This is a genomic window from Pseudomonas sp. 15C, assembly GCF_055484735.1.
In genome coordinates this window covers 24,830-47,251 of record NZ_JBUDGD010000012.1, presented here as the reverse complement: position 1 = coordinate 47,251, position 22,422 = coordinate 24,830, and the positions used below count along the sequence as shown (strand labels likewise).

24 protein-coding genes and 1 pseudogene are annotated in these 22,422 nt (G+C 60.2%); all 25 read left to right on the top strand.

Features of this window, described 5'->3' with window-relative positions; translation table 11 throughout:
* The 25 genes and pseudogenes from ACYYKW_RS09165 to ACYYKW_RS09045 all read left to right on the top strand — a co-directional run bounded on the left by ACYYKW_RS09165 (position 1) and on the right by ACYYKW_RS09045 (position 22,395).
* Complete coding sequence (locus ACYYKW_RS09165) at positions 1–3,519, top strand: TipJ family phage tail tip protein (RefSeq protein ID WP_464989960.1); 3,519 nt, start codon at positions 1–3, stop codon at positions 3,517–3,519.
* Positions 3,516–3,806, top strand: a complete 291-nt coding sequence (locus ACYYKW_RS09160) for a hypothetical protein (RefSeq protein WP_093104183.1) — start codon at positions 3,516–3,518, stop codon at positions 3,804–3,806. Before ACYYKW_RS09165 ends, ACYYKW_RS09160 begins: the two co-directional genes overlap by 4 nt.
* The gene (locus tag ACYYKW_RS09155; RefSeq protein ID WP_093104181.1) at positions 3,803–4,540 is read left to right on the top strand and encodes a hypothetical protein; all 738 of its coding nucleotides are present in this window, start codon (positions 3,803–3,805) and stop codon (positions 4,538–4,540) included. The genes ACYYKW_RS09160 and ACYYKW_RS09155 overlap by 4 nt, the downstream gene beginning before the upstream one ends.
* A gap of 87 nt (positions 4,541–4,627) precedes the next feature.
* Complete coding sequence (locus ACYYKW_RS09150) at positions 4,628–5,752, top strand: hypothetical protein (protein WP_464989959.1); 1,125 nt, start codon at positions 4,628–4,630, stop codon at positions 5,750–5,752.
* Positions 5,743–6,069, top strand: coding sequence for a hypothetical protein (locus ACYYKW_RS09145; RefSeq protein WP_464989958.1), 327 nt, complete (start codon positions 5,743–5,745; stop codon positions 6,067–6,069). The genes ACYYKW_RS09150 and ACYYKW_RS09145 overlap by 10 nt, the downstream gene beginning before the upstream one ends.
* Positions 6,066–6,452: a tail fiber assembly protein gene (locus tag ACYYKW_RS09140; protein WP_093104175.1), complete on the top strand. Its 387-nt coding sequence runs from the start codon at positions 6,066–6,068 to the stop codon at positions 6,450–6,452. The genes ACYYKW_RS09145 and ACYYKW_RS09140 overlap by 4 nt, the downstream gene beginning before the upstream one ends.
* Positions 6,453–6,521: 69 nt before the next feature.
* Complete coding sequence (locus ACYYKW_RS09135) at positions 6,522–7,400, top strand: hypothetical protein (RefSeq protein ID WP_093104173.1); 879 nt, start codon at positions 6,522–6,524, stop codon at positions 7,398–7,400.
* 94 nt (positions 7,401–7,494) lie between these two features.
* Positions 7,495–8,079, top strand: coding sequence for a phage tail terminator protein (locus ACYYKW_RS09130; RefSeq protein WP_464989957.1), 585 nt, complete (start codon positions 7,495–7,497; stop codon positions 8,077–8,079).
* Positions 8,076–8,255, top strand: a complete 180-nt coding sequence (locus ACYYKW_RS09125; protein WP_208938508.1) for a DUF2635 domain-containing protein — start codon at positions 8,076–8,078, stop codon at positions 8,253–8,255. Before ACYYKW_RS09130 ends, ACYYKW_RS09125 begins: the two co-directional genes overlap by 4 nt.
* Positions 8,255–9,751, top strand: a complete 1,497-nt coding sequence (locus tag ACYYKW_RS09120; RefSeq protein ID WP_206416086.1) for a phage tail sheath subtilisin-like domain-containing protein — start codon at positions 8,255–8,257, stop codon at positions 9,749–9,751. The genes ACYYKW_RS09125 and ACYYKW_RS09120 overlap by 1 nt, the downstream gene beginning before the upstream one ends.
* A 67-nt stretch (positions 9,752–9,818) precedes the next feature.
* Positions 9,819–10,166, top strand: a complete 348-nt coding sequence (locus tag ACYYKW_RS09115; RefSeq protein ID WP_007908779.1) for a phage tail tube protein — start codon at positions 9,819–9,821, stop codon at positions 10,164–10,166.
* Positions 10,163–10,459: a phage tail assembly protein gene (locus ACYYKW_RS09110; protein ID WP_007908778.1), complete on the top strand. Its 297-nt coding sequence runs from the start codon at positions 10,163–10,165 to the stop codon at positions 10,457–10,459. Before ACYYKW_RS09115 ends, ACYYKW_RS09110 begins: the two co-directional genes overlap by 4 nt.
* Before the next feature lie 130 nt (positions 10,460–10,589).
* Positions 10,590–12,489, top strand: a pseudogene (locus ACYYKW_RS09105) (phage tail tape measure protein).
* Positions 12,476–13,711 (top strand): DNA circularization protein, encoded by a 1,236-nt coding sequence (locus ACYYKW_RS09100; protein WP_464989956.1) that lies wholly within the window; start codon positions 12,476–12,478, stop codon positions 13,709–13,711. Before ACYYKW_RS09105 ends, ACYYKW_RS09100 begins: the two are co-directional and overlap by 14 nt.
* 3 nt (positions 13,712–13,714) lie before the next feature.
* Complete coding sequence (locus ACYYKW_RS09095; RefSeq protein ID WP_464989955.1) at positions 13,715–14,764, top strand: phage baseplate assembly protein; 1,050 nt, start codon at positions 13,715–13,717, stop codon at positions 14,762–14,764.
* Positions 14,765–14,917: 153 nt separating this feature from the next.
* Positions 14,918–15,427, top strand: coding sequence for a phage baseplate assembly protein V (locus ACYYKW_RS09090; RefSeq protein WP_464989954.1), 510 nt, complete (start codon positions 14,918–14,920; stop codon positions 15,425–15,427).
* Positions 15,427–15,825: a phage GP46 family protein gene (locus ACYYKW_RS09085; RefSeq protein ID WP_464989953.1), complete on the top strand. Its 399-nt coding sequence runs from the start codon at positions 15,427–15,429 to the stop codon at positions 15,823–15,825. Before ACYYKW_RS09090 ends, ACYYKW_RS09085 begins: the two co-directional genes overlap by 1 nt.
* Positions 15,815–16,858, top strand: a complete 1,044-nt coding sequence (locus ACYYKW_RS09080; RefSeq protein WP_093104148.1) for a baseplate J/gp47 family protein — start codon at positions 15,815–15,817, stop codon at positions 16,856–16,858. Before ACYYKW_RS09085 ends, ACYYKW_RS09080 begins: the two co-directional genes overlap by 11 nt.
* Positions 16,846–17,445: a YmfQ family protein gene (locus tag ACYYKW_RS09075; protein WP_464989952.1), complete on the top strand. Its 600-nt coding sequence runs from the start codon at positions 16,846–16,848 to the stop codon at positions 17,443–17,445. Before ACYYKW_RS09080 ends, ACYYKW_RS09075 begins: the two co-directional genes overlap by 13 nt.
* Before the next feature lie 13 nt (positions 17,446–17,458).
* Complete coding sequence (locus ACYYKW_RS09070) at positions 17,459–18,616, top strand: phage tail protein (protein WP_464989951.1); 1,158 nt, start codon at positions 17,459–17,461, stop codon at positions 18,614–18,616.
* Positions 18,613–19,128 carry a phage tail protein gene (locus ACYYKW_RS09065; protein ID WP_464989950.1) on the top strand — a complete coding sequence of 172 codons (516 nt, stop codon included), beginning with the start codon at positions 18,613–18,615 and terminating at the stop codon, positions 19,126–19,128. Before ACYYKW_RS09070 ends, ACYYKW_RS09065 begins: the two co-directional genes overlap by 4 nt.
* 124 nt (positions 19,129–19,252) lie before the next feature.
* A complete protein-coding gene (locus ACYYKW_RS09060) occupies positions 19,253–20,290 on the top strand; it encodes a phage tail protein (RefSeq protein WP_464989949.1) in 1,038 nt (345 codons plus the stop codon).
* A 41-nt stretch (positions 20,291–20,331) separates the two neighbouring features.
* The gene (locus ACYYKW_RS09055; protein ID WP_093104135.1) at positions 20,332–20,916 is read left to right on the top strand and encodes a tail fiber assembly protein; all 585 of its coding nucleotides are present in this window, start codon (positions 20,332–20,334) and stop codon (positions 20,914–20,916) included.
* A gap of 85 nt (positions 20,917–21,001) precedes the next feature.
* Entirely contained in the window at positions 21,002–21,928 is a 927-nt protein-coding gene (locus tag ACYYKW_RS09050; protein WP_093104132.1) for a glycine-rich domain-containing protein, read from the top strand.
* Entirely contained in the window at positions 21,928–22,395 is a 468-nt protein-coding gene (locus ACYYKW_RS09045) for a phage tail assembly chaperone (protein WP_464989948.1), read from the top strand. The genes ACYYKW_RS09050 and ACYYKW_RS09045 overlap by 1 nt, the downstream gene beginning before the upstream one ends.
* Positions 22,396–22,422: the final 27 nt, after the last annotated feature.

The following is a 22,422-nucleotide window of genomic DNA, read 5'->3' as shown; positions in this document are numbered from 1 at the left end:
ATGACTGACCTCATTCTCGCTGGCAGCAAAGGCGGCGGCGCCAAGCCGCGCCCCTCCGTGGAGGCGCCAGACAGCCTGCAAAGCACGGCTTACGCTCGTATCCTCGATCTCGTCAGCGAAGGCGAGATTGTCGGTCTGAAAAATGATGCCCGCTCGGTGTTTCTGGATGAAACACCGCTGGCCAACGACGACGGCAGCCTCAACTTCAATGGTGTCACGCTGGATGTTCGTACCGGTAGCCAGGATCAGGCACATATCCCCGGTTTTCCCGCAGTGGAAAACGAGACGGTCGCAGCGGTCGAACTGCGTAGTGATCAACCGTGGATCAAGGCCTTTAGCAACCTGCAACTGTCGGCTGTGCGGATTCGTCTGGCGGTGGCGCGACTGGCGCAGACCAATACCAGCAACGGCGACACTAACGGTTATACAGTCAAATACGCGATCGATCTGGCCACCGATGGCGGTGCCTTCGTCGAAGTGCTGACGTCTGCGTTCAGTGGCAAAACCACCACCAAGTACGAGCGATCGCACCGTATCGATCTGCCTGCGGCCAAAAGTGGCTGGACCGTGCGAGTACGCCGGTTGACCCCCAATTCCACCAGCGGCGCCATTGCCGACACCACCAGTGTCGAATCAAGTACTGAGGTGATCGACGCCAAGTTGCGCTATCCCGGCTCAGCGATCATCGGTTTGCAATTTGATGCTTCGCAGTTTCAGTCGATACCGTCGCGTTCGTTTGAATTGCTCGGACGAATCATTCGGGTGCCCAGCAACTACGAACCGCAGAGCCGCACGTACATTGGCATTTGGGACGGTACGTTCAAATCGGCCTGGACCGACAACCCGGCGTGGATTTACTACGATTTGCTGCTGCATCCGCGTTATGGCCTGGGCCATTTGCTCAATGCCGGTCAGGTCGATAAATGGGAGCTGTACCGCATCGGTCAGTATTGCGACCAGCCTGTCTCCGACGGCAAGGGCGGGACTGAACCGCGCTTCACCTGCAATCTGTATCTGTCGGTGCGTGCCGATGCACTGAAGGTTTTGCAGGATCTGGCGACCACGTTTCGTGGCATGTCGTATTGGGGGGCGGGTTCGGTCATGGCGGTGGCCGACATGCCGGAAGATCCGGTGTACACCTACTCCAACGGTAACGTCATTGATGGCAAGTTCGTCTATAGTGGGTCGGCGAAAAAGACCCGGTTCACCGTGGCGCTGGTCAGTTGGAATGATCCGACGGACTTCTACCGGCAGAAGGTTCAGTACGTCGATGATGCTGATGGTATCGCCCGCTATGGTGTACAGCAGACGGAGATCACCGCTACCGGTTGCACGTCTCAGGCCCAGGCCCAACGCATTGGTAAGTGGGCACTACTGACCAATCGCCTGGAAACTGAAAGTGTCACTTTCTCGGTCGGTCTGGACGGGACGTTGGCGCGTCCGGGGCAAATTATCCGCGTGGCTGACAACGACCGCGCCGGGCGACGGATTGGTGGACGCCTGCGTGATGCAACACTCGATACGCTGACCCTGGATGCCCACGTGACCGCCGAAGCTGGCGATACTCTCACCTTGGTCATGCCGACCGGCAAAGCCGTGTCACGTGTGATCAAGTCAGTGAGTATCAGTGACGAGGCGCAGCGTGTGGTCCTTACTCAGCCTTTGAGCGAGTTGCCGCCGGCGCAGTCGATGTGGGCCATTGATTCCGTTTCTCTGGCTGCACAGCAATTTCGCGTGTTGTCGATTGCTGAAGATTTCACCGACACTGAAATCAAGTACAGCATCAGTGCAGTCAAACATGTGCCGAGCAAGTACGGCGCAATCGACAACGGCTCCCGCATTGAACGCCCGCCTGTCACAGTCATACCGCCAGGCGTTCAGGCGCCACCGACGTCAGTCACGATCAGTAACAACCACTTCGTCGATCAAGGCAGTGCAATCGGTGTCATGACCATCGAGTGGGCGCGTCCGGCCAACGCTATCGCTTATGAGGTTTACTGGCGCAAGAACGACAGTGAATGGGTATATGCCGGTCGAACCGGCGGTTCGTCGATGGAGGTACGCGGCATTTATGCCGGGCGTTACGTGGCCAAAGTGCGAGCCATCAACGCGCTGGACATCGGTTCGATCTATGCGACTTCGGTGGAAACGCAACTGTCCGGGAAAACCACGCCACCGCCATCGGTGACGTTCCTCAAGGCGGACAGCCTGCTGTTCGGTATCGGCTTGAAATGGGAGTTCCCGGCAGGTGCTGAAGACACGCAGCGAACCGAAATCTGGTACGGGCCGACGGCAAACCTTGAGGCCGCTACCAAACTGGCGGATCTGGCATATCCGCAAAGTGATTACGCGATGCAGAGCCTGTTGGCCGGCACGTCGTTCTTCTTCTGGGCGAGGCTGGTTGATCGTACGGGCAATATGGGGCCCTGGTATCCGACTGGCAATGGTGTGCTGGGTCAAGCCAGTTCAGAGGCAGGACCGATACTCGACATGCTCGCCGGGAAGATCTCGCAGACCGAACTGGGTAAAGACCTGCTCAGTGACATTGAAAAAATCCCCGGACTGCAAAGCCAGATTGATGCCCTGGACGAAAGCTATGAGCCAACGAGGACTTATGCGAAATACGCCGTTGTGCGTCAGGCCGATCGGTTGTATCAGGCCAAGGCCCCAGTCCCCGTCAATTCGCCACCACCGAACATCGAGTATTGGGTCGACGTCGGGCAAACAGTCGAGACCGCTACCGGTCTGGTTCAGCAGGTCGGGACCAATACCGCCGATATCAGCAAGATCGACGGCGCAATAACGGCTCAGGCCGCCGCATTTCAGGCGCTGCGCGCAGCGTCTCGAGACGACAATGGTGAAGGCGAGCTGGCAGATGCGCTCAAGGGTTGGACCAGTACGGCGGCCATCGCCACGGAAAGCAGCGTCAGGACTTCTCAGAATGAAGCCACGGCGCAGCGTCTTTCAACTGTTGAGGTCGCCACTGATCTGAACACGGCAATTGTTACTTCGCTCGAAAAAGCGGTGACGACTACTAACGCTGCGACAGCCTCGAAAATTGACCAGTTGACCGCACAGGTCGGGCAAAACAGTGCGACCGTGAGAGAGACTGCAACTGCACTGGCGGATACCAGCGGCAAGTTGTCGACTTTGTGGTCGGTGAAAATGGACACGACTGCAGGCGGCCAGAAATACGCGGCGTCTTTCGGACTAGGCCTCCAGGTCGATCCATCCGGTGTTTCATCGCAGTTCGTCGTGCGTGCGGACACCTTCATGTTGTTGAACCTGGCCAAAGGAATACCGACGTCACCGTTCACGGTCTCTGGTAATCAGACCTTCATCGATTCTGCCTTCATCCAGGACGGCACGATCACCAACGCAAAAATTGGCAACGTCATCCAGTCCACCGCATTGGCCAGCAATGGCACGCCCATCTGGACACTGGACAAAGGTGGAAGATGGACGGTGGTAGACCAGGCCGGCACGGTACGCGTTGAAATGGGGATGCTCTCATCATGACTTTCGGATTCAGAACGTTCGACGCGCAGGGAAAAATGTCGATTGATGTGACTGATCGGGCATTGAGAGTTATTTATTCGAGGCCCGTAGGGTTTGCTGATTCGGGAACTTTTGCTTTGCCTGGTTTCAACTCAAACAATGCTACTGCTTATGTGGTCGGCAACGAGGTCAATAAGCGTCCGGTGTGGGCGTTTATGCGCGATGGCTATGTCGAGTGGGGATTCTACGGGTGGTGGAGCAATGCTTACCACACCGCCGGAACACTCTATGTGATAGCGAAATCATGAGTAATTTTGGACTGCTTGTACGTAATGCTGGCGGCGCGACTATTATCGACAGCAAGTTTCATAATCTCGGAATTTTGCTGGAGCAAAACATAGCGGTCACTACGAGTACCGTGTATCAGTTGGCCTTTCCATATCCGGTGACCTCGGCAGCGCCGCCCATTCTGGCTGTCAGGGCATGGGACAATCCAGCGCTGTTCTATGACAGCGTCCAGTATCTGGGCGGGCCGGGAAATTGGACCGGAGCGGTATTGGCCTTTATCGGTAACGGCGGACATACATCCCAAAACATTGCCATACGCGTTTACGCCTATAACCTTCGCTCCGTCAGCGGTTACGGAATGCGCGTGCGCAATGAACTCGGGGTAGTCGTGTTTGACTCCTTGCTGCGCCCCCCGGTCTTTGAAAGAGAGTTGGGCGGCGCTCCTCAGGATTGGATACTGGTTTCGGGACAACCGATTGCCGGCGCGGCACGCATGGATATCTATCGCCCAGCCACATGGATTACCAGCTCGAATACCTATCTGGCCGTCGGTATGGCGCTTGATGTGGAGTTGGGACAAGTGGCAGTCAATGGCGTGACGGTCAATGCAATCACTTATATCCGATGGGGGTTCGCTGCCAATGGCGAACCCAGATTGATGCTCGATTCACGCACCGGCTTCAACACGAATTATCCGGGGATTCCCCAAGCTATCTACTATTCGATGCCGGCTATTCCGATTATCAAAGAGTAAGTTTCTCTCGCTTGGTAAGTGGACGACTTATGTCTTTTGCCAGGGCGTTGCCGCGTCCTGAACTTTTCTAACATTCCTGGAGTACATATGCCCTGGTATAAAACTGGAACAGTTACTGTCGTCCAGAATTCAACCACCGTCACTGGCAACGGCACTGCGTTCATTGCCAATAGCCGTGTGGGTGATGCTTTTCGAGGCCCCGATGGCGGATGGTACGAAGTCATTAATATTGCCAGCGACACGGCACTATCCATTGCACCGGAATACCGCGGCAGTTCTGCGAGCGGGCCGTATGCACTGGCGCCTATGCAAGGCTACGTCAAAGATTCTGCGGATCAATTACGCACCCTCGTCAATCAGTATGGAGCGAAGCTTGCGGCGCTTGGCGCAACCGCTAATTTCGATGTACTGCCAGTTTCCAGAGGGGGAACCAGTAGCACAACGCCGGCCGCAGCTCGCGCTGCTCTGGAACTGGGCGATGCCGCCTCAGCTACCCTGCAAAGCACTCTCAGCGATGCAACTGCCGGGCGCGTCATGCGGGTCGGAGCGTTTGGTATCGGCGGTGACGCCCCGGTTTACAACGGCAACATCGACGACACGGCGGCTGTTCCGGCTGGACGCTGTTTTGTCATTAATACCGCAACTGGTGTGAAACCGACGGGATCATCTTACGGTTTGATGGACACCATCAAGTACGCCGGTCAGCCGGTTCATCAGGCCTGGCACGAGGTCAACGGCATCGTTGGCGGTGGCACTTTACGGACGTGGGAGCGAGATCAATACGGTACGGGCGTTTTCGGACCATGGCGCATGGTTTACCGGCAGAACAACGTTATCGGCGTCGTTTCAGGTGCCGGGGCACCTACCGGAGCAATTATCGAACGGGGGGCCAACGCCAATGGTGAATACACCAAATTCGCTGATGGCACGCTGGTCTGCTGGAAGGTAATTGCCACCAACTCGACGGGTACCTACGCAGTGGGCGCATTGTTCGGCAGTGATGCGTATGCCCCGGGTGCCTATCCCTCAGTCTTCGCATCGATACCCACTGTGACGTCGGCAGCGATTGGCAAGGTTTACGCCGACTGTGTAATGGCCAGTGTCTGGATTCCCCCGTCTATTGCCAACTGGGGCGCCTGGCGCGCTATCGCAACAACGAATGCAGCCTCGGCTGCGCAAATCAATTTGATCGCAATAGGCAGATGGTATTGATGAACATTATTCTATCTCCGCAGCGCAGAGACGACTCTCTGACACTGTACAAGGCGGGTGCGCTGATTACCGTGAACGGCGAAACCTTCGATTTTTCGCGGTTGTCCGACGGCGACACGTTGCCGCAAAGCGCGATCGACTCCGAATGGTTCGTGGGTGACGTTACCCGCGAGCAGGGACAACTGACGCTTCATCTGTTGTTGCCAATTCCCGCTCATTACAGCCAGGCGCAAGCCTTTCCCGCGGACCTGATCAATATTCCTGACGGCGACGTGGCGTTGCCACAGCCCTTGCCGCAAAAGGGGGTCGAAGCATGAGTATCGACTGGTCGCAATTGATCACCAAAGCCATGAAAGAGGCAGCGGCTGCCGCAGCACGATTGACGGAAGCTCAAGCGTTGCTCAAGAGCAGAAACGAGGCAGCTGCAGCACAGATTGCGCGAATTCAGGATCGGATCGACACCCTCGGTTACGGAATTGATTCAGGGGAGGCGACAACTGAAGATGAGGCAGAGCAGCAAGTACTGCTTGGTAACGTGAAGCAGTGGAAAGCCTACAAGTTCAGCCTGGGTAAAGTGAGTGCACAGTCCTCCTGGCCGGCGGCTATCGAGTGGCCTGTCCAGCCGGCTGTTCCGCTGATTGCGGCTGACCCGGGAATACCGGTCGATAGTTTGAAATTAGCTGATCGCCCGCAGCCCTGAGCGTTATCAACGCTCCGTAGTCCCGTATACCGCCGAGTGCGGTTTTTTTTTCGAAAAAAGGACTTAACCATGCCATGGCTTAGAACAGGTACGGTCAATGTCACCAATAATTCGCCCGCGGTTATTGGCGTTAACGTTGATTTCGTGACTAACGTTCGGGTGGGCGACGCCTTCGTCGGACCTGATGGACGACAATATGAAGTGAGCAATATCGCCAGCCCGACGATGTTGTCGATCATCCCGGCTTACCAAGGGACGACGGCCAACGCTGCGGCCTATTCGATCATGCCCGTGCAGGGCTATCCCAAGGCACTGGCCGATGCATTCAACAACCTCAACGTTCAGTACGGCCCGAAGCTGGCAGCACTGGGGGACGCTAGTGCTTTCGATGTCCTGCCGGTGCGAAATGGCGGAACCGGCACAACGGATGTCGCCTCGGCACGCCTGGCGCTCGGACTCGGTGCTGTGGCAACGGACACTGTTGTACCGGTAGTACGAGGTGGCACGGGTGGAAACTCCCCGGCAACCGCTCGGGCGGGCCTCGGACTGGGCAGTGCCGCCGTTGCCGCGTTGGTCGGAACGGTCGGCCAGGACAAGGGCGTTCCAACCGGCGCCGTCATTGAACGTGGCGCCAATGCCAATGGTGAGTACGTCAAGTTTGCCGACGGCACGCTGATCTGCACGCTCTACGGTCGAGGTGGCATCCCGTTCAACAACCCGTCCAACATGGGCTTCAACTGGATCTATCCAATGCCATTCGCAGCGCCGGGATTTGTGATTGGGAACCTGGTTGGCGTACTCGGTGTGTCAAGACAGGTGACCAGCGTCGGCGCCTATAGCCGGGGGCTCGGCTTCGCCAGTATCTGTGCATTCAGCCTCGGGCAGTTCGCACAGAACGACGAGCAAATGGTCTCTTTTGACTGCTTCGCCATCGGCAGATGGTTCTAACGAAACTCTGACCGACAGCCAACGGCTGAGGCACATCGTTAATCCGGGTTGAGTGCAGGCGCTGACCTGTGACGGCCCCACTCGGTAGCTCTTCATGAAAATGACCCCTCTGGTCACGCAACTGCGTGCTCAGTGCCCAACGCTGGGCAATCGAATCGCAGTGGGCATTGACGTCGCTGCACTGCAAGCCGATGCGACGCTACAACTTCCGTGCGCGAGCATCACAGCACTGGCCGATCTGGCCAGCAACAGCACCGCCCAAAACCTCACCAGCCAACCGATCCGCGACCGCTTCGAAATCGTCCTCGTGCTTGACGCCAGCGACGCGACAAAAGCGCTGGATCTGTTGCATGAGCTGCGCGCCGAAGTGTGGCGCGCACTGGTGGGTTTCAAAGTGGATTCCGACTACAGCGCCATCGTTTATGACGGCGGCGAACTGGTCTCGCTCAACAGCAGCCGCGCGTTTTATCGGCTGCGCTTTTTTGCCGAGTTCCAGCTCGGCCGCAATCTGCCAAGTCAGCCTGCGGAGAGTTGGCATGAACGCGAACTGGACGGTTTGTCGTCCTTTACCGGGGCCACCGTGCGGGTCGATGCGATCGATCCGGCCGACCCCAACCTGCAACGCCCGGGCCCCGATGGGCGCGTGGAAATGACTTTCTCTGGAGACGTAACCCCATGAGCAACCGCATCACCGTGCTGCCGGCCGCCGGCCGCGTCGTACCTGACCCGGAGGCCGGCGACCTGCTGCCGCCTGAAGGCCGTGAAGTGCCGGACAGCGCCTGGTGGCGCCGCCGTCTGGCTGACGGCGACATCACCCTCAAAACCGCAACAGCCAAACCAAAGGGAGCCAAATAATGGCGATCGGATTCAGCAACATCCCGGCGGACATTCGTGTACCGCTGTTCTATGCCGAAATGGACAATTCGGCTGCCAACAGTGCAACCTCGGCCATGCGTCGTCTCATTGTTGCGCAGGTCAATGACAACATCGCCCCGAGCGAAGTCGGCAAGCTGGTGCTGGTGTCCAGCGTGGCGCTGGCAAAAAGCATCGGTGGTCAGGGCTCGATGCTCGCCTCGATGTACGAGACTTTCCGCAAGGCCGACCCGATCGGTGAGATCTGGTGCCTGCCGCTGCACAACGCTGAAGGCGCGATCGCCAAAGGCGTGCTAACCCTGACCGGTACCGCTACTCAGGCCGGAGTGCTCAACCTGTATGTCGGCGGCGTGCGGGTGCAGGCCACCGTGGTCAACGGTGCCACCGCGGCGCAAGCGGCCACCGCCCTGGCGCAGAAAATCAACGCCACGGCCGATCTGCCGGTCAGCGCTGCTGCCGCTGAAGGCGTGGTCACCCTGAGCGCCAAATGGACGGGCGACAGCGGCAACGACATCAGCCTGCAATTCAATCGCCTGGGCAAGAGCAACGGCGAAGAAACCCCGGCCGGCCTGACCACTGCGATCACCGCCATGACCGGCGGCGCCGGTGTGCCGGATCAAGTGGCTGCGGTGGCGGCACTGGGCGACGAGCCCTTCGAGTTCATCGCACTGCCGTGGTCCGATCTGTCGACCCTCAACACCTGGCAAGCAGTCATGGATGACAGCACCGGTCGCTGGTCGTGGGCCAAGCAACTGTTCGGTCATGTCTACAGCGCCAAGCGCGGCACCGTCGGCACTCTGGTCGCCGCAGGCCAGGCGCGCAACGACCAGCACATGACCATTCAGGCGCTGGAGCCGGGCGTTCCGCAACCGTTCTGGGTACAAGCGGCGGCACTGGCTGCGCGCACCGCCGTGTTCATCTCGGCGGACGCCAGCCGTCCGACGCAAAGCGGCAGCCTGCCGGGTGTCGATCCGGCGCCGGCCAGCGAGCGTTTCACACTGACCGAGCGGCAGTCGCTGCTCAACTACGGCATCGCCACCGCGTACTACGAAGGCGGTTACGTGCGCATCCAGCGCTCGATCACCACCTATCAGAAAAACGCTTATGGCCAGGCCGACAACTCTTATCTGGACAGCGAAACCATGCACCAGTCGGCGTTCATCGTGCGCCGTCTGCAAAGCGTGATCACCAGCAAATACGGGCGGCACAAACTGGCCTCCGACGGCACCCGTTTCGGCGCCGGCCAGCCGATCGTCACCCCGGCGACCATTCGCGGCGAGCTGATTGCGCAGTACGCCAAGCTCGAGCTGGAAGGCCACGTGGAGAACGCCGAACTGTTCGCCGAGCACCTGATCGTCGAGCGTGACGTGCAGGACCCGAGCCGCGTGAACGTGCTGTTCCCGCCGGATTACATCAACGGTCTGCGCGTGTTCGCACTGCTCAACCAGTTCCGCCTGCAATACGACGACGCGGCTTGATCGCGGTCATTTTCGCCACGCTTTCAGCCCACCTCGCGTGGGCTTTTTCATTCAAGGGAGTAACACCATGGGTCAACTGATTGCAGGCACCTGCTACGTCAAGGTCGACGGCGCACAACTGACGATCAACGGCGGCTGCGAAGCCCCGCTGATGGCAGTCAAACGCGAAACCGTCGTGCCCGGTTTCTACAAGGAAACCGACATCGCGCCGTCGTTCAAAGTGACTGCGCTGCACACCGCCGATTTTCCGCTGAAGAAGCTGATCGAAGGCACCGACATCACCGTCACCTGCGAATTCAGCAACGGCAAAGTCTACGTACTGGCCGGTGCCTACCTGGTCGAAGAGCCGGTCTCCAAAGGCGATGACGCCACCATCGAACTGAAATTCGAAGGCATCAAGGGGACCTGGCAATGAGCGGCGCCGTGAAGCTTCAGGTTGCGATCGAAGCTCACGGCGAGCCCCTGACCGAACTCGTCCTGCGCCGCCCGACGGTGCAGGAAGTGCGAGCGATCAAGGCGCTGCCGTACAAGATCGACAAGAGCGAAGAAGTCAGCCTCGACATGGACGTGGCGGCCAAATACATCGCCGTCTGCGCCGGCATTCCGCCGTCGTCGGTCAACCAGCTGGATCTGGCTGACCTCAACGCGTTGAGCTGGGCCGTTGCGAGTTTTTTCATGAGTGCGGCGTCGGCGCCATCACCGACCTGATCGCCGTCGCCTATGACCTGGCCTGGTTCTGGAAGGTTGACCCCGAACAGATGATGGCCAGGCCACTGGATGTGCTCCGCGAATCGCTGGAGCACGCGCAACGGATCAATGCGATGCAGCAGGTGCAGTGATGGCAGACGAAGAGAAGAAAACCCCGAAACCGGTGCTGATCACCGGCATCGATGAACTCTCGCCCAAACTCGGCGCCCTGCGCGTGAAGGTCGAGAGCTTCAAAAACAATCTCGAACAGACTGGCCTTGGCAAACTGGACATCAGTGGTCTGTTCAAGGGCGGCAGTGTGATTACGCCGTTCGTGGAAGGGATCAAATCGGCGGCGGCGTTTCAGGGCAAATTGAACGACGTCAGCGACACGGCGAAAACCGTTGAGCTGCCCGCCGCGCCGAAAGCCGCTGCGCAGAACATGAACGTGTTCAGTGCCTCGATGGAAAAGGTCTCGGCCTCGGTCGACGCCGCCCTGGTGCCGGCCGTTGGGGCGCTGGTGGTCGGTCTGGAACCGGTGCTGACCCAGGTCGGCAGCCTGCTCGCCGACAATCCGCAACTGGTCGAAGGCCTGGCGGCGGGGGCCATCGCCTTTTCGGCGATGCAAACCGCAGTGAGCGGCGCCACGCAGGTGTTCGACGTGATGAGCATGGTGCTCAAGACCAACCCGATCATGCTGATTGCCATGGGCATTGCCGTGGCGGCCGGTTTGATTGTCGCCAACTGGACGCCGATCAGTGCTTTCTTTACCGGGATGTGGGAAGGCATCAAAAACGTCGGGGCGAGGGCAATGGCCACGTTGCGCTCGGTGCTCGACTGGCGACCACTAGCCACATTGGCGGCGCTGTGGGAACCGCTCGGCGGGTTCTTTGCGGGCGTCTGGGACAAGGTCAAAGCCGTCACCGCGCCGCTGACGGATTTCCTGCAATCGGTGTTTTCCTGGTCCCCGGCCGGCATGATCATCGAAAATTGGGGGCCGCTGACCAGCCTGTTTTCGGCGATCTGGGAATTGCTCGAGGCCTTGAGTGTGCCGGTGATGGCGTTTCTCAGAAACCTGTTCGATTTCTCGCCGATGCAGATGATTACCGAGGCGTGGGGTGGTGTCGTCACGTTCTTCGAACCGATGTTCAGCGGCCTGCGAAAAGTGGCGCAACCGGCTAAAGAATTCCTCGTGTCGCTGTTCGACTTCTCGCCGATGCAGATGATTACCAGCACCTGGGGAGGTGTCATTGCGTATTTCCAGCCGATATTGACGGCGCTGCAGTCGGCCATACAAAGCACCCGCGATATTTTGCGCACGCTGTTCGATTTTTTCCCGATGGAAATGCTCACCAGTGCCTGGGGTGGAATTGTCGGGTTCTTCGAACCGATCTGGATGGCGTTGCAAACGTCGGTGCAACGGGTCAAAGGCTTTTTCACCAGCCTGTTCGAGTGGTCGCCGCTGGAGCAGATTGCCCGGTACTGGCAGCCGATCGGTGAGGTTTTTTCGGCGATCTGGGGTGTTGTGTTGGCGCTGTCCGCGCCGGTCGTGGATTTTCTGCACGGCCTGTTCGAATGGAAACCTCTGGATCAGATCATCGAGAGTTGGGGGCCGGTCACCGAGTGGTTCGGCGAGTTGTGGCAAAAGCTGCAAACCGTCATTGCGCCGATCAAGGAGTTGTTCGACGGTGGCTTTGCCGGCTTGATCGCCAACGTCACCGGCAAGGTTGAAACGCTGACCCAGGCGCAACGCCAGACCAACGCCGAAGGCAAGGGTGAACTCGCACCGGCGTTCTTCGGGGCCAGCTCGATGGCTGCCGGCAACGGCACCTTGCAAAGCGGCTCGTTGCAGCAAGGTTCAGGCGCGCTGATCCAACAAAGCGCAATCAACAACCGCACGCAACTCGAAGGCGGCCTGACCGTGCGCTTCGAGAATGCGCCGGCAGGGTTGCGCACCGAACAACCGCAAACCAATCAACCGGGCCTGGCCGTGGCGTCGCGCATCGGCTATCGCTCGCTGTCGATGGGAGGTTCTCAATGAACTGGCGTGACCGTTTGTTGCCGGCATCCTTTCGCGGTGTCGGCTTCTGGATCGACCAGGCGAAAACCCCGGTCGGTCGCAAGGGGCAATTGCACGAATACCCGCAACGTGACCTGCCGTATTTCGAAGACCTCGGCCAGCAGGCGAAGATTCACGACATCACCGCCTTCATCGTCGGCGCCGATTGCCTGGAGCAGCGCGACAAGCTGCTCAAGGCATTAGAGGCGGGCAGTGGCGAGCTGGTGCATCCGTGGCTCGGGCGCTTGCAGGTCAAGGTCGGCGAATGCGACATGACCCACACCCGCCAGGACGGCGGGCTGGTGACCTTTGCGCTGAAGTTCTATCCCGATAAACCATTGCCGTTTCCGACCGCGACGGTCAGTACCCAGAAAGTCCTCTTGACCAAGGCCGACACCTTGCTGGGTTCGGCCGTGGCGCGCTTTGAACAGGCGATGACGCTGATCAAGGCTGCGCGGATCGGCATCGCCAATCTGCGCAACAGCCTCACCGGAGTTTATGAGGTGATCAAGGAACAGCTCAAACCGCTGATCGAGCAGTACCGACAGATCACCGAACTGGTCAAGGCCGTGAAGGAGTTGCCCAAGGAAGTGGCGGCAGAGTTCAAAGGCTTGCTTGGCGATATCAAGGAGCTGAAGGCATTCGCGAAGGAGGGCTACCGTGGCGTGATTGCCGACGTGTCGCAACAACTCGAAGCCATTCGCAAGGCCGATGCGCCAAAGATCACCACCGGCAAGGACACCAACGCGGCGGCGCAAGCCATGGCCGATCTGGTGCAGGACACGCTGCTGGTGAAAGTGGCGCAATGGGTCGCGTCGATGCCGGTCGCCAGCCCTGCGGTAAAACTGCTTTCGACCCCTTCGGTGGCGCATCAGGCGGATCAGCCGGTGACCCGTCAGGAAGTGCCGGTGACCGAGGAAATGAAAGCGCTGCAGAAGGCGGTCGGAGCGGCGATTGACCCGATGCTCGACAAGGCCGATCCCAAACACCACCAGGCCATCAATGACGTGAAGGAAGCGTTGATTGCGCACCTCAAGGCCGTGGCGTCTTCCGGTGTGCGACAGGTCAGCAAATCGTTTCAGGAAAGCTTGCCCGCGCTGGTGGTGGCTTATCAGCAATTTGCCGATGCCACGCGGGTGACTGAAGTGACGCAGAGCAACGCCATGAACCATCCGGGCTTTGCCCCCAACGACGTCAAAGTCTCCAGGGAGTAAGCCATGAGCGAGATGGACAACACTGTCACGCTGACCGTCAACAACATGGAATACGGCGGCTGGAAAAGCGTGGAAATCAGCGCTGATCTGGAGCGCCAGTTCCGCACCTTCAAACTCGACATCACCTGGCAGTGGCCGGGGCAGACGGTGGATCAGCGGATCAAACCGGGTGACCCGTGCGAAGTGAAAATCGGCCAGGATCTGGTGCTGACCGGTTACGTGTTCAAGGCGCCGATCCGCTATGACGGCCGGCAGATCAGCCTGACCATCGAAGGCAGCTCGAAAACCCAGGATCTGGTCGATTGTGCCGCCCGCAACCTGCCCAGCCAATGGCAGCAACAGCCATTGCTGAACATCGTTCAGGATCTGGCCAGGGAATATGGGTTGTTGGTGGTTAATGAAATCCCCGAAACCGCGCGGCTGGCCAAGCACACGATCGTGCCGGGGGAAACGGCGTTTCAGTCGATCGATCGGCTGCTCTCGCTGCTGCGGGTGTTTTCCACCGATGACGAGCAGGGCCGGCTGGTGCTGGCCAAGCCCGGCAGCGGCGGTCGGGCCAGTGATGTGCTCGAGCTGGGTAAAAACATTCTGTCCGCCAATGCACCGATGGATTACAGCCAGGTGTTCTCCGAATACCGGGTGATCGGCCAGCAAAAAGGCTCGGACAAGCAGAGCGGGGCGGCGGTCAGCGAAGTCGAATCGACGGCCGCCGACCTGACCTTCAAACGACGGCGCACCACGGTGATCAATGAAGGCACGCAACTGACCTTTGAGTTGGCGCAGCAGCGTGCCCAATGGGAAAGCGCCACCCGCATGGGCCGGGCGCAAACCACTACCTATCAGGTGCAGGGCTGGCGTCAGGCCAACGGCGATCTGTGGCGGCACAACACGTTGGTGCGGGTGAAAGATCCGGTACTGGGGTTCGACGGCGACATGCTGATTTCCAAAGTCACCTATTCGCTGTCGGCGCAGGGCTCGGTGACCACCTTGCAGGTGGCACCGCCGCATACCTTCGATGCTGATCCAACGCCAGCGAAAAAATCCCAGACCTGACACCGAATCCGGCTGACACCACCCGCCCCTGTGGGAGCGGGCTTGCCCGCGATATCGGTGGTTACTGCAAACATTTCTTTGCCTGACACGCCGCCATCGCGGGCAAGCCCGCTCCCACAGGATCCGTGTCGACAAACTCTTCAGGACACCCCCATGAGCCTACTGACACGCCTGCTGGCGCGCGGCACTGTCGTGCTCGCCAATTCGGCCTCCAAGCTGCAATCGCTGCAAATGCGCCTCACCGCCGGCGAAGTGAACGACGACCTCGAACACTTCGAACCCTACGGTTTCACCAGCCATCCACTGGCTGGCGCCGAAGGAGTCGTCACTTTCATTGGCGGTGACCGTTCCCATGCGATCGCCCTGGTCATCGCCGACCGCCGCTATCGCCTGCAATCGCTCGCCGCCGGTGAAGTGGCGATCTACACCGATGAGGGCGACCGGATTCATTTCAAGCGCGGGCGGATCATCGACATTGAAACCGCCACGCTGAACATCCGCGCCAGCAGCGCGGTGAACTTCGATACGCCCGTCATCAACCAGACCGGCAAGATCGTTTCCACTGGCGACCAGCTCGCCGGCGGCGTCAGCCAGATCAACCATGTGCACCTCGGCGTTCAGGCCGGCAACGGTCAGACCGGCGTGCCGGCAGGAGGCAAGTGATGCTCATCAGCCCGAACCTGCACGCCGCGCTGACCCGCGCGGTGCTGATCAGCCTGTTCACCTGGCGCCGCGCCGCCGATGACGACGCCCTCGACGACGAAGAACGTTTCGGCTGGTGGGGCGACAGCTTTCCCACCGTCGCCGACGATCGCATCGGTTCACGGTTGTGGCTGCTGCGCCGGGTCAAGCTGACCCGACAGACCCAGATGGACGCTGAATTCTATGCCCGCGAGGCCTTGCAATGGCTGATCGACGACGGCCACTGCAGCGTCATCGACATCCTCAGTGAACGCCTCGACGCCCAGCGCCTGAACCTGCGCACGGTCCTGACCCTGGCTGACGGCGAACGTCTGGACATCAACCCCGATAACAGTTGGCAGGTGATCTATGCCGTTTGAAACCCCTTCGCTGCCGGTGCTGATCAAGCGCACCCAAAGCGACCTGGCCGGCGATTCGCTGCGCCAGTCCGATGCGCAAGTGCTGGCCCGCACCCTCAGCGGCGCCGCTTATGGCCTGTATGGTTACCTCGACTGGATCGCCGAACAGATCCTGCCGGACACCGCCGATGAGTCGACTCTGGAGCGCATCGCCGCACTGCGTTTGAACCAGCCGCGCAAACCCGCGCAAGTCGCCAGCGGCAGCGTCAGTTTCAGCGCCACGGCCGGCGCGCTGCTGGACGTCGACACGCTGCTGCAATCGAGCGATGGCCGCACCTACAAAGTCACCAGCGCACGCACTGCAATCAATGGCAGCAACACGACGACGATTGCAGCGCTGGAGGCCGGCAGCCTTGGCAATGCCGACGCCGGGCTGGCGCTGACGCCGGTGCAGCCGATTGCCGGCGTGGTCGGCAACAGCTTCGTCGTCCTGGCGCCGGGTCTCAGCGGCGGCGTCGCGCGGGAAAGTCTCGAATCGCTGCGTTCGCGGGTGATTCGCTCGTACCGGATCATTCCCCACGGCGGCTCGGCCGACGATTACGAAACCTGGGCGCTGGAAGTGCCCGGCGTGACCCGGGCCTGGTGCCGAGGCGGCTTTCTCGGCCCCGGCACCGTCGGTGTGTACATCATGCGTGACGACGATCCACAACCGGTGCCCAACGACGAGCAACTGGCGCAGGTGCAGGCGTACATCGAGCCGTTGCGCCCAGTGACCGCCGAAGTGCATGTGCGTGCGCCGATTCAGGTGCCGGTGACCTACCGCCTGAAGCTCACGCCGGACACCAGCGCCGTACGCGCGGCGGTCGAAACCCAGTTGCGCGATCTGCACAACCGCGAGGCCGACCTCGGCGAGGACCTGCTGATCAGCCACATTCGCGAAGCCATCAGCAGCGCTGCCGGTGAAACCGATCACGTGCTCAGCGCGCCGGTCGCCAACGTCACCGCCAAGGACAGCGAGCTGCTGACGTTTGGGGGCTGCGTATGGGGGGCATAAGAACCGCCGCGCAATATCAGGCGCAACTGCGCGCCTTGCTGCCCAGCGGCCCGGCGTGGGACCCGGAACGTGTGCCGGAGCTCGAAGACGTGCTGCAAGGCGTCGCCGTCGAACTGGCGCGCCTCGATGCGCGCGCCGCTGACCTGCTCAACGAGATGGACCCGGCCGGCGTCAGCGAACTGGTGCCGGACTGGGAACAGGTGATGAACCTGCCCGATCCGTGCCTGGGCGCCACGCCGCTGTTCGACGACCGTCGCCTCGCCGTACGCCGCCGCTTGCTCGCGGTCGGCAGCCAGGCTGTCGGCTACTACCTCGACATCGCCAAAAGCCAGGGCTACCCCAACGCCACCATCACCGAACACGAAGCCCCGCGCATGGGCCGTGCCCGGTTCGGCTCGGCCCATTGGGGCACCTGGGAAGCGCAATTCATGTGGACGCTCAACACCGGCGGCCGCCTGCTGCTCGGCCGGCGTTACGGCGCGAGCTACTGGGGCGAGCGCTTCGGCGTCAACCCGGGCTCGGCGCTTGAATGCCTGATCCACCGCAGCGCGCCGGCGCATACCAAGGTGCACATCAATTATGACTAGGAAGGAATGAGAGATGGATTATCCGAACAGTGTGCCGAGCGCCGGTCTGGTGAATGGCAAGTTTGTCGATGAAAACCCTTTGATGGGGACACCGGGCTCGTTGATTCCGGCAGATTGGGGTAATGGGGTCACGCTGGAAATTCTCAACGTGATCAATGCGGCCGGGATTACGCCGGACGAGAAGAAATACGATCAGTTGTTGCAGGCGATTCAGTCGGTGACGGCCAAGGGCTGGAATCAGGATCTGGCGTTGCCGTTGGTGGCTTTGCCGCTGCCGACCGTGGCCAGCGCCGATGGCCGACTGGTCGTCAGCCCGGCCGCAGCGTCTACCAGCGGTGGCAGGGTTTCGATTGCCGCAGGTACGTTTATCAGCCTGGGTCAGGAAATCGTCAGCGGCCAGTTGGGACGTTCGCGTACGTTCGTGACATCCGCCTGGAGCAGCGTCGATCTGTTGCCCAACAGTCATTATTTTTTACGTGCACAAGCCGTGGGTGGTGCGCTGACCTTTTACGTGCAGCGCGGCAACATTCATGACGTTGTCCCGGAGTCGTTGAAAGGTACGGCTAACGCCGCAGCGGGTGGCGGGTTTCAGTCAACGGCACTGGACATGTGCCTGGCCTGGGTCATCACCGGGGCGCCCGGCTCCGTGCCGACGGTGCGCACGATCTACAACCGCGCCCGTTTGACCTGGACGCAAACGGTTAACGGCACCGGGGCAATTTTTCTGCCGCTGGACCCTCATGCGCGTTCGGCACGCCTTGTGGCGGGTAACCCGACACCGTCCTCGACGGCAGTGACGACTGTGGCTTTTCCATCAACCGGATGGGCCGGGGGCAATTACAGCTATCTGTCGCCCGTCAGTACTGGCGTCTCGAATAATGCCCTTGGCTGGAGCCCGGCGACCGTCTCCCCTTGCGTGTTGTTCACCAATAACACCGTTAATGACGTTACGGTTTCCACGCTGGTCGCCAGTTTCGACCATGCCAATCTTCGCTCGCTCTGGCAGTGCTATCAGGCAGAACACAACCTCGGCCAATCAAACGCCGACAGCGATGAGCTGTTGCTGAGCATGGGCATCAAGGCGCATCCAATCACCGATTACAGTGTCGGCATCGCGGTCAACTTCGCCGACGCGGTGAACGTGCAACTGTCCTGGGAGCTTATTCGATGATCGTTATTCAGGAACTTCATCAGTTCGACGGCGAGATGCGTCTGCCTCAACCTTCGGCAGCCCATGACTGGGACGGCGAGAAGTGGGTATTGAACGCGGAAAAACAGGTCGTGCTGGATTCGCAAGAAGTCGAGCGGCTTTGCGCGAAAGTCGACACCGCCGCCGACAACACCCGCGCCACACTGGCCGGCGACCCGCTCAAGGCCATGGAATACGCCCAGGCCGCCGCCGACGCGCAGGCCTATCAGGATGCCGGCTACCCGAAGAAGGAAGTCCCGTTGTCGGTCGCAGCCTGGGTCGTCAAGGGCCGCACCGCCAAGCAGGCAGCGGAGCAGATTCTCGCCAAGGCCGATCAACTCACCGACCACTTGCTGAGCCTGCGCACCTTGCGCCTGAAGGCCAAGGCGCAGATCCGTGCACAGGCGAGCAAGGGCAAGATCGATCTGGCGCGCAGCGCTGCCGATGATGCCTTGGTGGCGATTCGTGACCTTGTCAGCGGGGTTTCCGGCTAGACCCACGACTCAGTTCTGCGTCAACCGAGCCCACTTCAACGTGGGCTTTTTTTATTTCGCACAGGCCGCCATGGCGACCGGCCCGGCGCGGTTCATTTGTCATTTACCAGAGAACCAGTAATCCATGGACTATCCAAAAAGCGTCCCCAGCGTCGGCCTGGTCGATGGTCGTTTCGTTGATGAGAACCCGGTGGCGGGCACGCCGGGTTCACTTATTCCCGCCGTTTGGGGCAATGCGGTCACGGAGGAGCTGCTCAACGTTGTCACCGGTGCGGGACTGACGCCTGCCGAAGGGGACAATCGGCAGTTGCTCAAAGCCTTGCAGGCCCTCTTGGCATTGGCCAGTCCGATGGGCACGTCAGTGATCAGTGTGTCGGACTCCCACGCGTTGGCGGCAAATGAGCTCGGTCTGGTACTGGTCAATGCGGGCAGTGGTGCGACCACCATCAGCCTGCCGCCATCGGACCGCGCGTTGGGGGTCCGTGACGCCATTGTGCGTCGGGTCGACAACTCGACGTCGCGCCTGGTGGTGCGAGCTTCGGGCACCGACAGAATCAGATTTCATACCCATCTGGTCGCTGCCGGCTATCCGTTTTTCGTGCTGATGGGTTCGGGGGACTGGTGGCATCTGCGCAGTGACGGCGCGGGCAACTGGTGGCCGATCGGACGGTTCGACGGCACGCCATTGGGCCGGGCTGTATTCGAGACAACTACGCTGCTCAACCCCGGCGGATACGGTCCGCTTAACGGGGCGGTGTTCAGTCGCAGCGACTGGCCATGGTTGTGGGATCACGCGCAGCAGTCCGGCGCGCTGACCGCCGAGGCCGCAAGAGTCGGGGCCGAAGGAGGCTGGACCAGTGGCGACGGCACGTTGACCTTTCGCGGGCCGGAAGGTCGCGGTGAGTTCATTCGATTGAGCGACGAGGGTCGAGGCGTGGATGCCGGTCGTTCGATCGGCAGTTGGCAGGTAGACATGTTCCGCTCCCATCGCCATGAACTCAAAAGCGACTTGCTGGGCGTACCGCTGGTGTCGGCACAGAACGCGGCACCTGATGCCTTGTTCAACCAAGCCAACATCAGTCTCGGCTTCACCGAAAACACCGGTGGAATTGAAACCCGTCCGCGCAACACGGCTTATCCAGGCCGGATAAAAATTATTTGAGGCCCGCTTGCGGCTTCTTTCATCAGCAAAGGAGTTCAACAATGGATTACTACTACGTAGTAGACGAAACCAACCAGATCCTCACCGGCCCGATCGACTTGCCAGTGACGCCGGGCATCGGCGTTCAGATACCCGGTAATGTGATTGTGCTGACGGAGCTGTTGCCGACTCCCGAGGTCGGTTATGTCTGGGTTTGGCGTAATGCACAGGCCTCGCAATTGATCGACCTGCGCAACCGGTTCGTCTATCGCAAGGACAATGGCAACTATGTCTACTGGAGCGAACTGGGCCCGCTGCCTGATTATCTGACGGTCAAGGGACGGCCAAACAGCTACTACTTCTGGAAGGATGACGACTGGGTACTGGACATCGAAGCCGAGCGTGCAGGCTTGGCAGCGCAAGCCGATAGTGAACGCGACAACCGTCTGCGTGAGGTGATCATTCGCGTCGCACCATTGCAATATGCCTATGACGTGGGTGAGGCCACCGCAGAGCAGTCGGCTTCGCTGCAAGCCTGGAAACGCTACGCCCTGAACCTGGCGCGTATCGAGCTGCAAGCGGATTATCCATCGGTCATTGAGTGGCCGACCGCACCGGCCAGATTCGTGAATTCGCCGACCGTTTAATACGCGACTTACTCACTGAAATACTGACAGGCGGCCTTGTGCTGCCGGCATTCGGCTGCCTGTAAAACTGAAAAAAGGTTCTGACGTGGACTATCCAAGAACTATTCCCGGCGTGGGCCTCGTCGACGGCGGCTTCGTCGATGAAAACCCGCTCGCCGGAACACCGGGATCGTTGATTCCCGCAGCGTGGGGCAACAGCGTCACGCAGGAAATTCTCAACGCGATCAAGGCTGCCGGATTGACGCCGGATGAAGCCAAAACCGATCAACTGGCCACAGCCATCGGCGCCCTTGTTGATTTCACCAGACTGAAAAATACCCCAACCACGTTGGCTGGTTATGGCATCACCGATGCGGTGGGGCGGTTGCTGGCAGTCCGGCAGATCGAGACGGTTGGGATCACGGTTTACAAGCCTAACCCAAGGGCCAGGCGCATTCGTGTGCGTCTGGTAGGTGCCGGTGGTTCGGGCGGCGGCTGTGCACCGGTGGTAGCGGGTTATCACAGTATCGGCGGTGGCGGTGGCGGTGGCGCCTATAGCGAGAGTTTGTATGACGTGAGCGCGGAAATGATGGCCGGCGTACCGGTTTCACTGGGAGCAGGTGGCGCTTCACGTAACGCGATGGGGCAGGCCGGTGGTGGTGCTTCTTTTGGCAGCTACATGAGCGCAGCGGGAGGCATGGGCGGGCAAATCCTGACATTCCCCGTGACAGCCACGGCAGTCGGCTTCGTCCAGGGTGGCGCCGGAGGGCAAGCCGTGACGGGTGGAAACCTGGCTAACGCACGTGGAATTGGCGGTGGTTATGCCATGTACAACGCCAATTGGGGCGTATTGGCCGGCGGCGGTGGGGCGAGTCCGTTTGATGGCGGCGGCCCGTTGATGGGCCTTAGTGGCCCCGGCACTTCAGGGAATCGAGGCTCGGGTGGCAGTGGTTCTTGTTCGACCAGTGCGTCCGCCTCTGTTCTTAGCGGTGTCGGCGGTAATGCCTTCTGTGAAATCTGGGAGTACGAGTAATGGCCCGTTATGCACGGCTGGAAAACGGTGTCGCGGTCGAGCTGATCGATACCGGTGAGTACGCAATCACTCAACTGTATGCACCGGCTTTTGTCGAGGCGATGGTGCGGGTGCCGGAGGGCATGCACGTTGAGATCGGCGCACCCGTCAGTGAATTGCGCCACGAGGTCGAGCCGTTACCAGTCACGGGCAACCCTGTCGTCATTCCTGTAACTGTCGTCGAGGAGCAAGAGCCTTTGACAGCAGCACGCACCTGGCGTCAGTCCAGCCTGTCGGCTACGGAATGGTGGGTGGCGCGGCATCGCGACGAGCAGGCGCTGGGGCGTGGGACAACGCTCAAGCCCGCTCAGTATCTGCAGTTGCTGGAATACCGCCAGGCACTGCGTGACTGGCCTGATTCAAGCCAGTTTCCTTCGTCAGTTTCCCGGCCCTCGGCCCCCGATTGGCTCGCCGCTGATGCTGGCTAACGCCATCAGGTTGTGTGTTTTCAGATC

Excerpts from the sequence above, each read along its gene's own strand:
- ACYYKW_RS09165 (WP_464989960.1), top strand. The coding sequence starts at position 1 with ATGACTGACCTCATTCTCGCTGGCAGCAAAGGCGGCGGCGCCAAGCCG.
- ACYYKW_RS09160 (WP_093104183.1), top strand. The coding sequence starts at position 3,516 with ATGACTTTCGGATTCAGAACGTTCGACGCGCAGGGAAAAATGTCGATT.
- ACYYKW_RS09155 (WP_093104181.1), top strand. The coding sequence starts at position 3,803 with ATGAGTAATTTTGGACTGCTTGTACGTAATGCTGGCGGCGCGACTATT.
- ACYYKW_RS09150 (WP_464989959.1), top strand. The coding sequence starts at position 4,628 with ATGCCCTGGTATAAAACTGGAACAGTTACTGTCGTCCAGAATTCAACC.
- ACYYKW_RS09145 (WP_464989958.1), top strand. The coding sequence starts at position 5,743 with ATGGTATTGATGAACATTATTCTATCTCCGCAGCGCAGAGACGACTCT.
- ACYYKW_RS09140 (WP_093104175.1), top strand. The coding sequence starts at position 6,066 with ATGAGTATCGACTGGTCGCAATTGATCACCAAAGCCATGAAAGAGGCA.
- ACYYKW_RS09135 (WP_093104173.1), top strand. The coding sequence starts at position 6,522 with ATGCCATGGCTTAGAACAGGTACGGTCAATGTCACCAATAATTCGCCC.
- ACYYKW_RS09130 (WP_464989957.1), top strand. The coding sequence starts at position 7,495 with ATGAAAATGACCCCTCTGGTCACGCAACTGCGTGCTCAGTGCCCAACG.
- ACYYKW_RS09125 (WP_208938508.1), top strand. The coding sequence starts at position 8,076 with ATGAGCAACCGCATCACCGTGCTGCCGGCCGCCGGCCGCGTCGTACCT.
- ACYYKW_RS09120 (WP_206416086.1), top strand. The coding sequence starts at position 8,255 with ATGGCGATCGGATTCAGCAACATCCCGGCGGACATTCGTGTACCGCTG.
- ACYYKW_RS09115 (WP_007908779.1), top strand. The coding sequence starts at position 9,819 with ATGGGTCAACTGATTGCAGGCACCTGCTACGTCAAGGTCGACGGCGCA.
- ACYYKW_RS09110 (WP_007908778.1), top strand. The coding sequence starts at position 10,163 with ATGAGCGGCGCCGTGAAGCTTCAGGTTGCGATCGAAGCTCACGGCGAG.
- ACYYKW_RS09100 (WP_464989956.1), top strand. The coding sequence starts at position 12,476 with ATGAACTGGCGTGACCGTTTGTTGCCGGCATCCTTTCGCGGTGTCGGC.
- ACYYKW_RS09095 (WP_464989955.1), top strand. The coding sequence starts at position 13,715 with ATGAGCGAGATGGACAACACTGTCACGCTGACCGTCAACAACATGGAA.
- ACYYKW_RS09090 (WP_464989954.1), top strand. The coding sequence starts at position 14,918 with ATGAGCCTACTGACACGCCTGCTGGCGCGCGGCACTGTCGTGCTCGCC.
- ACYYKW_RS09085 (WP_464989953.1), top strand. The coding sequence starts at position 15,427 with ATGCTCATCAGCCCGAACCTGCACGCCGCGCTGACCCGCGCGGTGCTG.
- ACYYKW_RS09080 (WP_093104148.1), top strand. The coding sequence starts at position 15,815 with ATGCCGTTTGAAACCCCTTCGCTGCCGGTGCTGATCAAGCGCACCCAA.
- ACYYKW_RS09075 (WP_464989952.1), top strand. The coding sequence starts at position 16,846 with ATGGGGGGCATAAGAACCGCCGCGCAATATCAGGCGCAACTGCGCGCC.
- ACYYKW_RS09070 (WP_464989951.1), top strand. The coding sequence starts at position 17,459 with ATGGATTATCCGAACAGTGTGCCGAGCGCCGGTCTGGTGAATGGCAAG.
- ACYYKW_RS09065 (WP_464989950.1), top strand. The coding sequence starts at position 18,613 with ATGATCGTTATTCAGGAACTTCATCAGTTCGACGGCGAGATGCGTCTG.
- ACYYKW_RS09060 (WP_464989949.1), top strand. The coding sequence starts at position 19,253 with ATGGACTATCCAAAAAGCGTCCCCAGCGTCGGCCTGGTCGATGGTCGT.
- ACYYKW_RS09055 (WP_093104135.1), top strand. The coding sequence starts at position 20,332 with ATGGATTACTACTACGTAGTAGACGAAACCAACCAGATCCTCACCGGC.
- ACYYKW_RS09045 (WP_464989948.1), top strand. The coding sequence starts at position 21,928 with ATGGCCCGTTATGCACGGCTGGAAAACGGTGTCGCGGTCGAGCTGATC.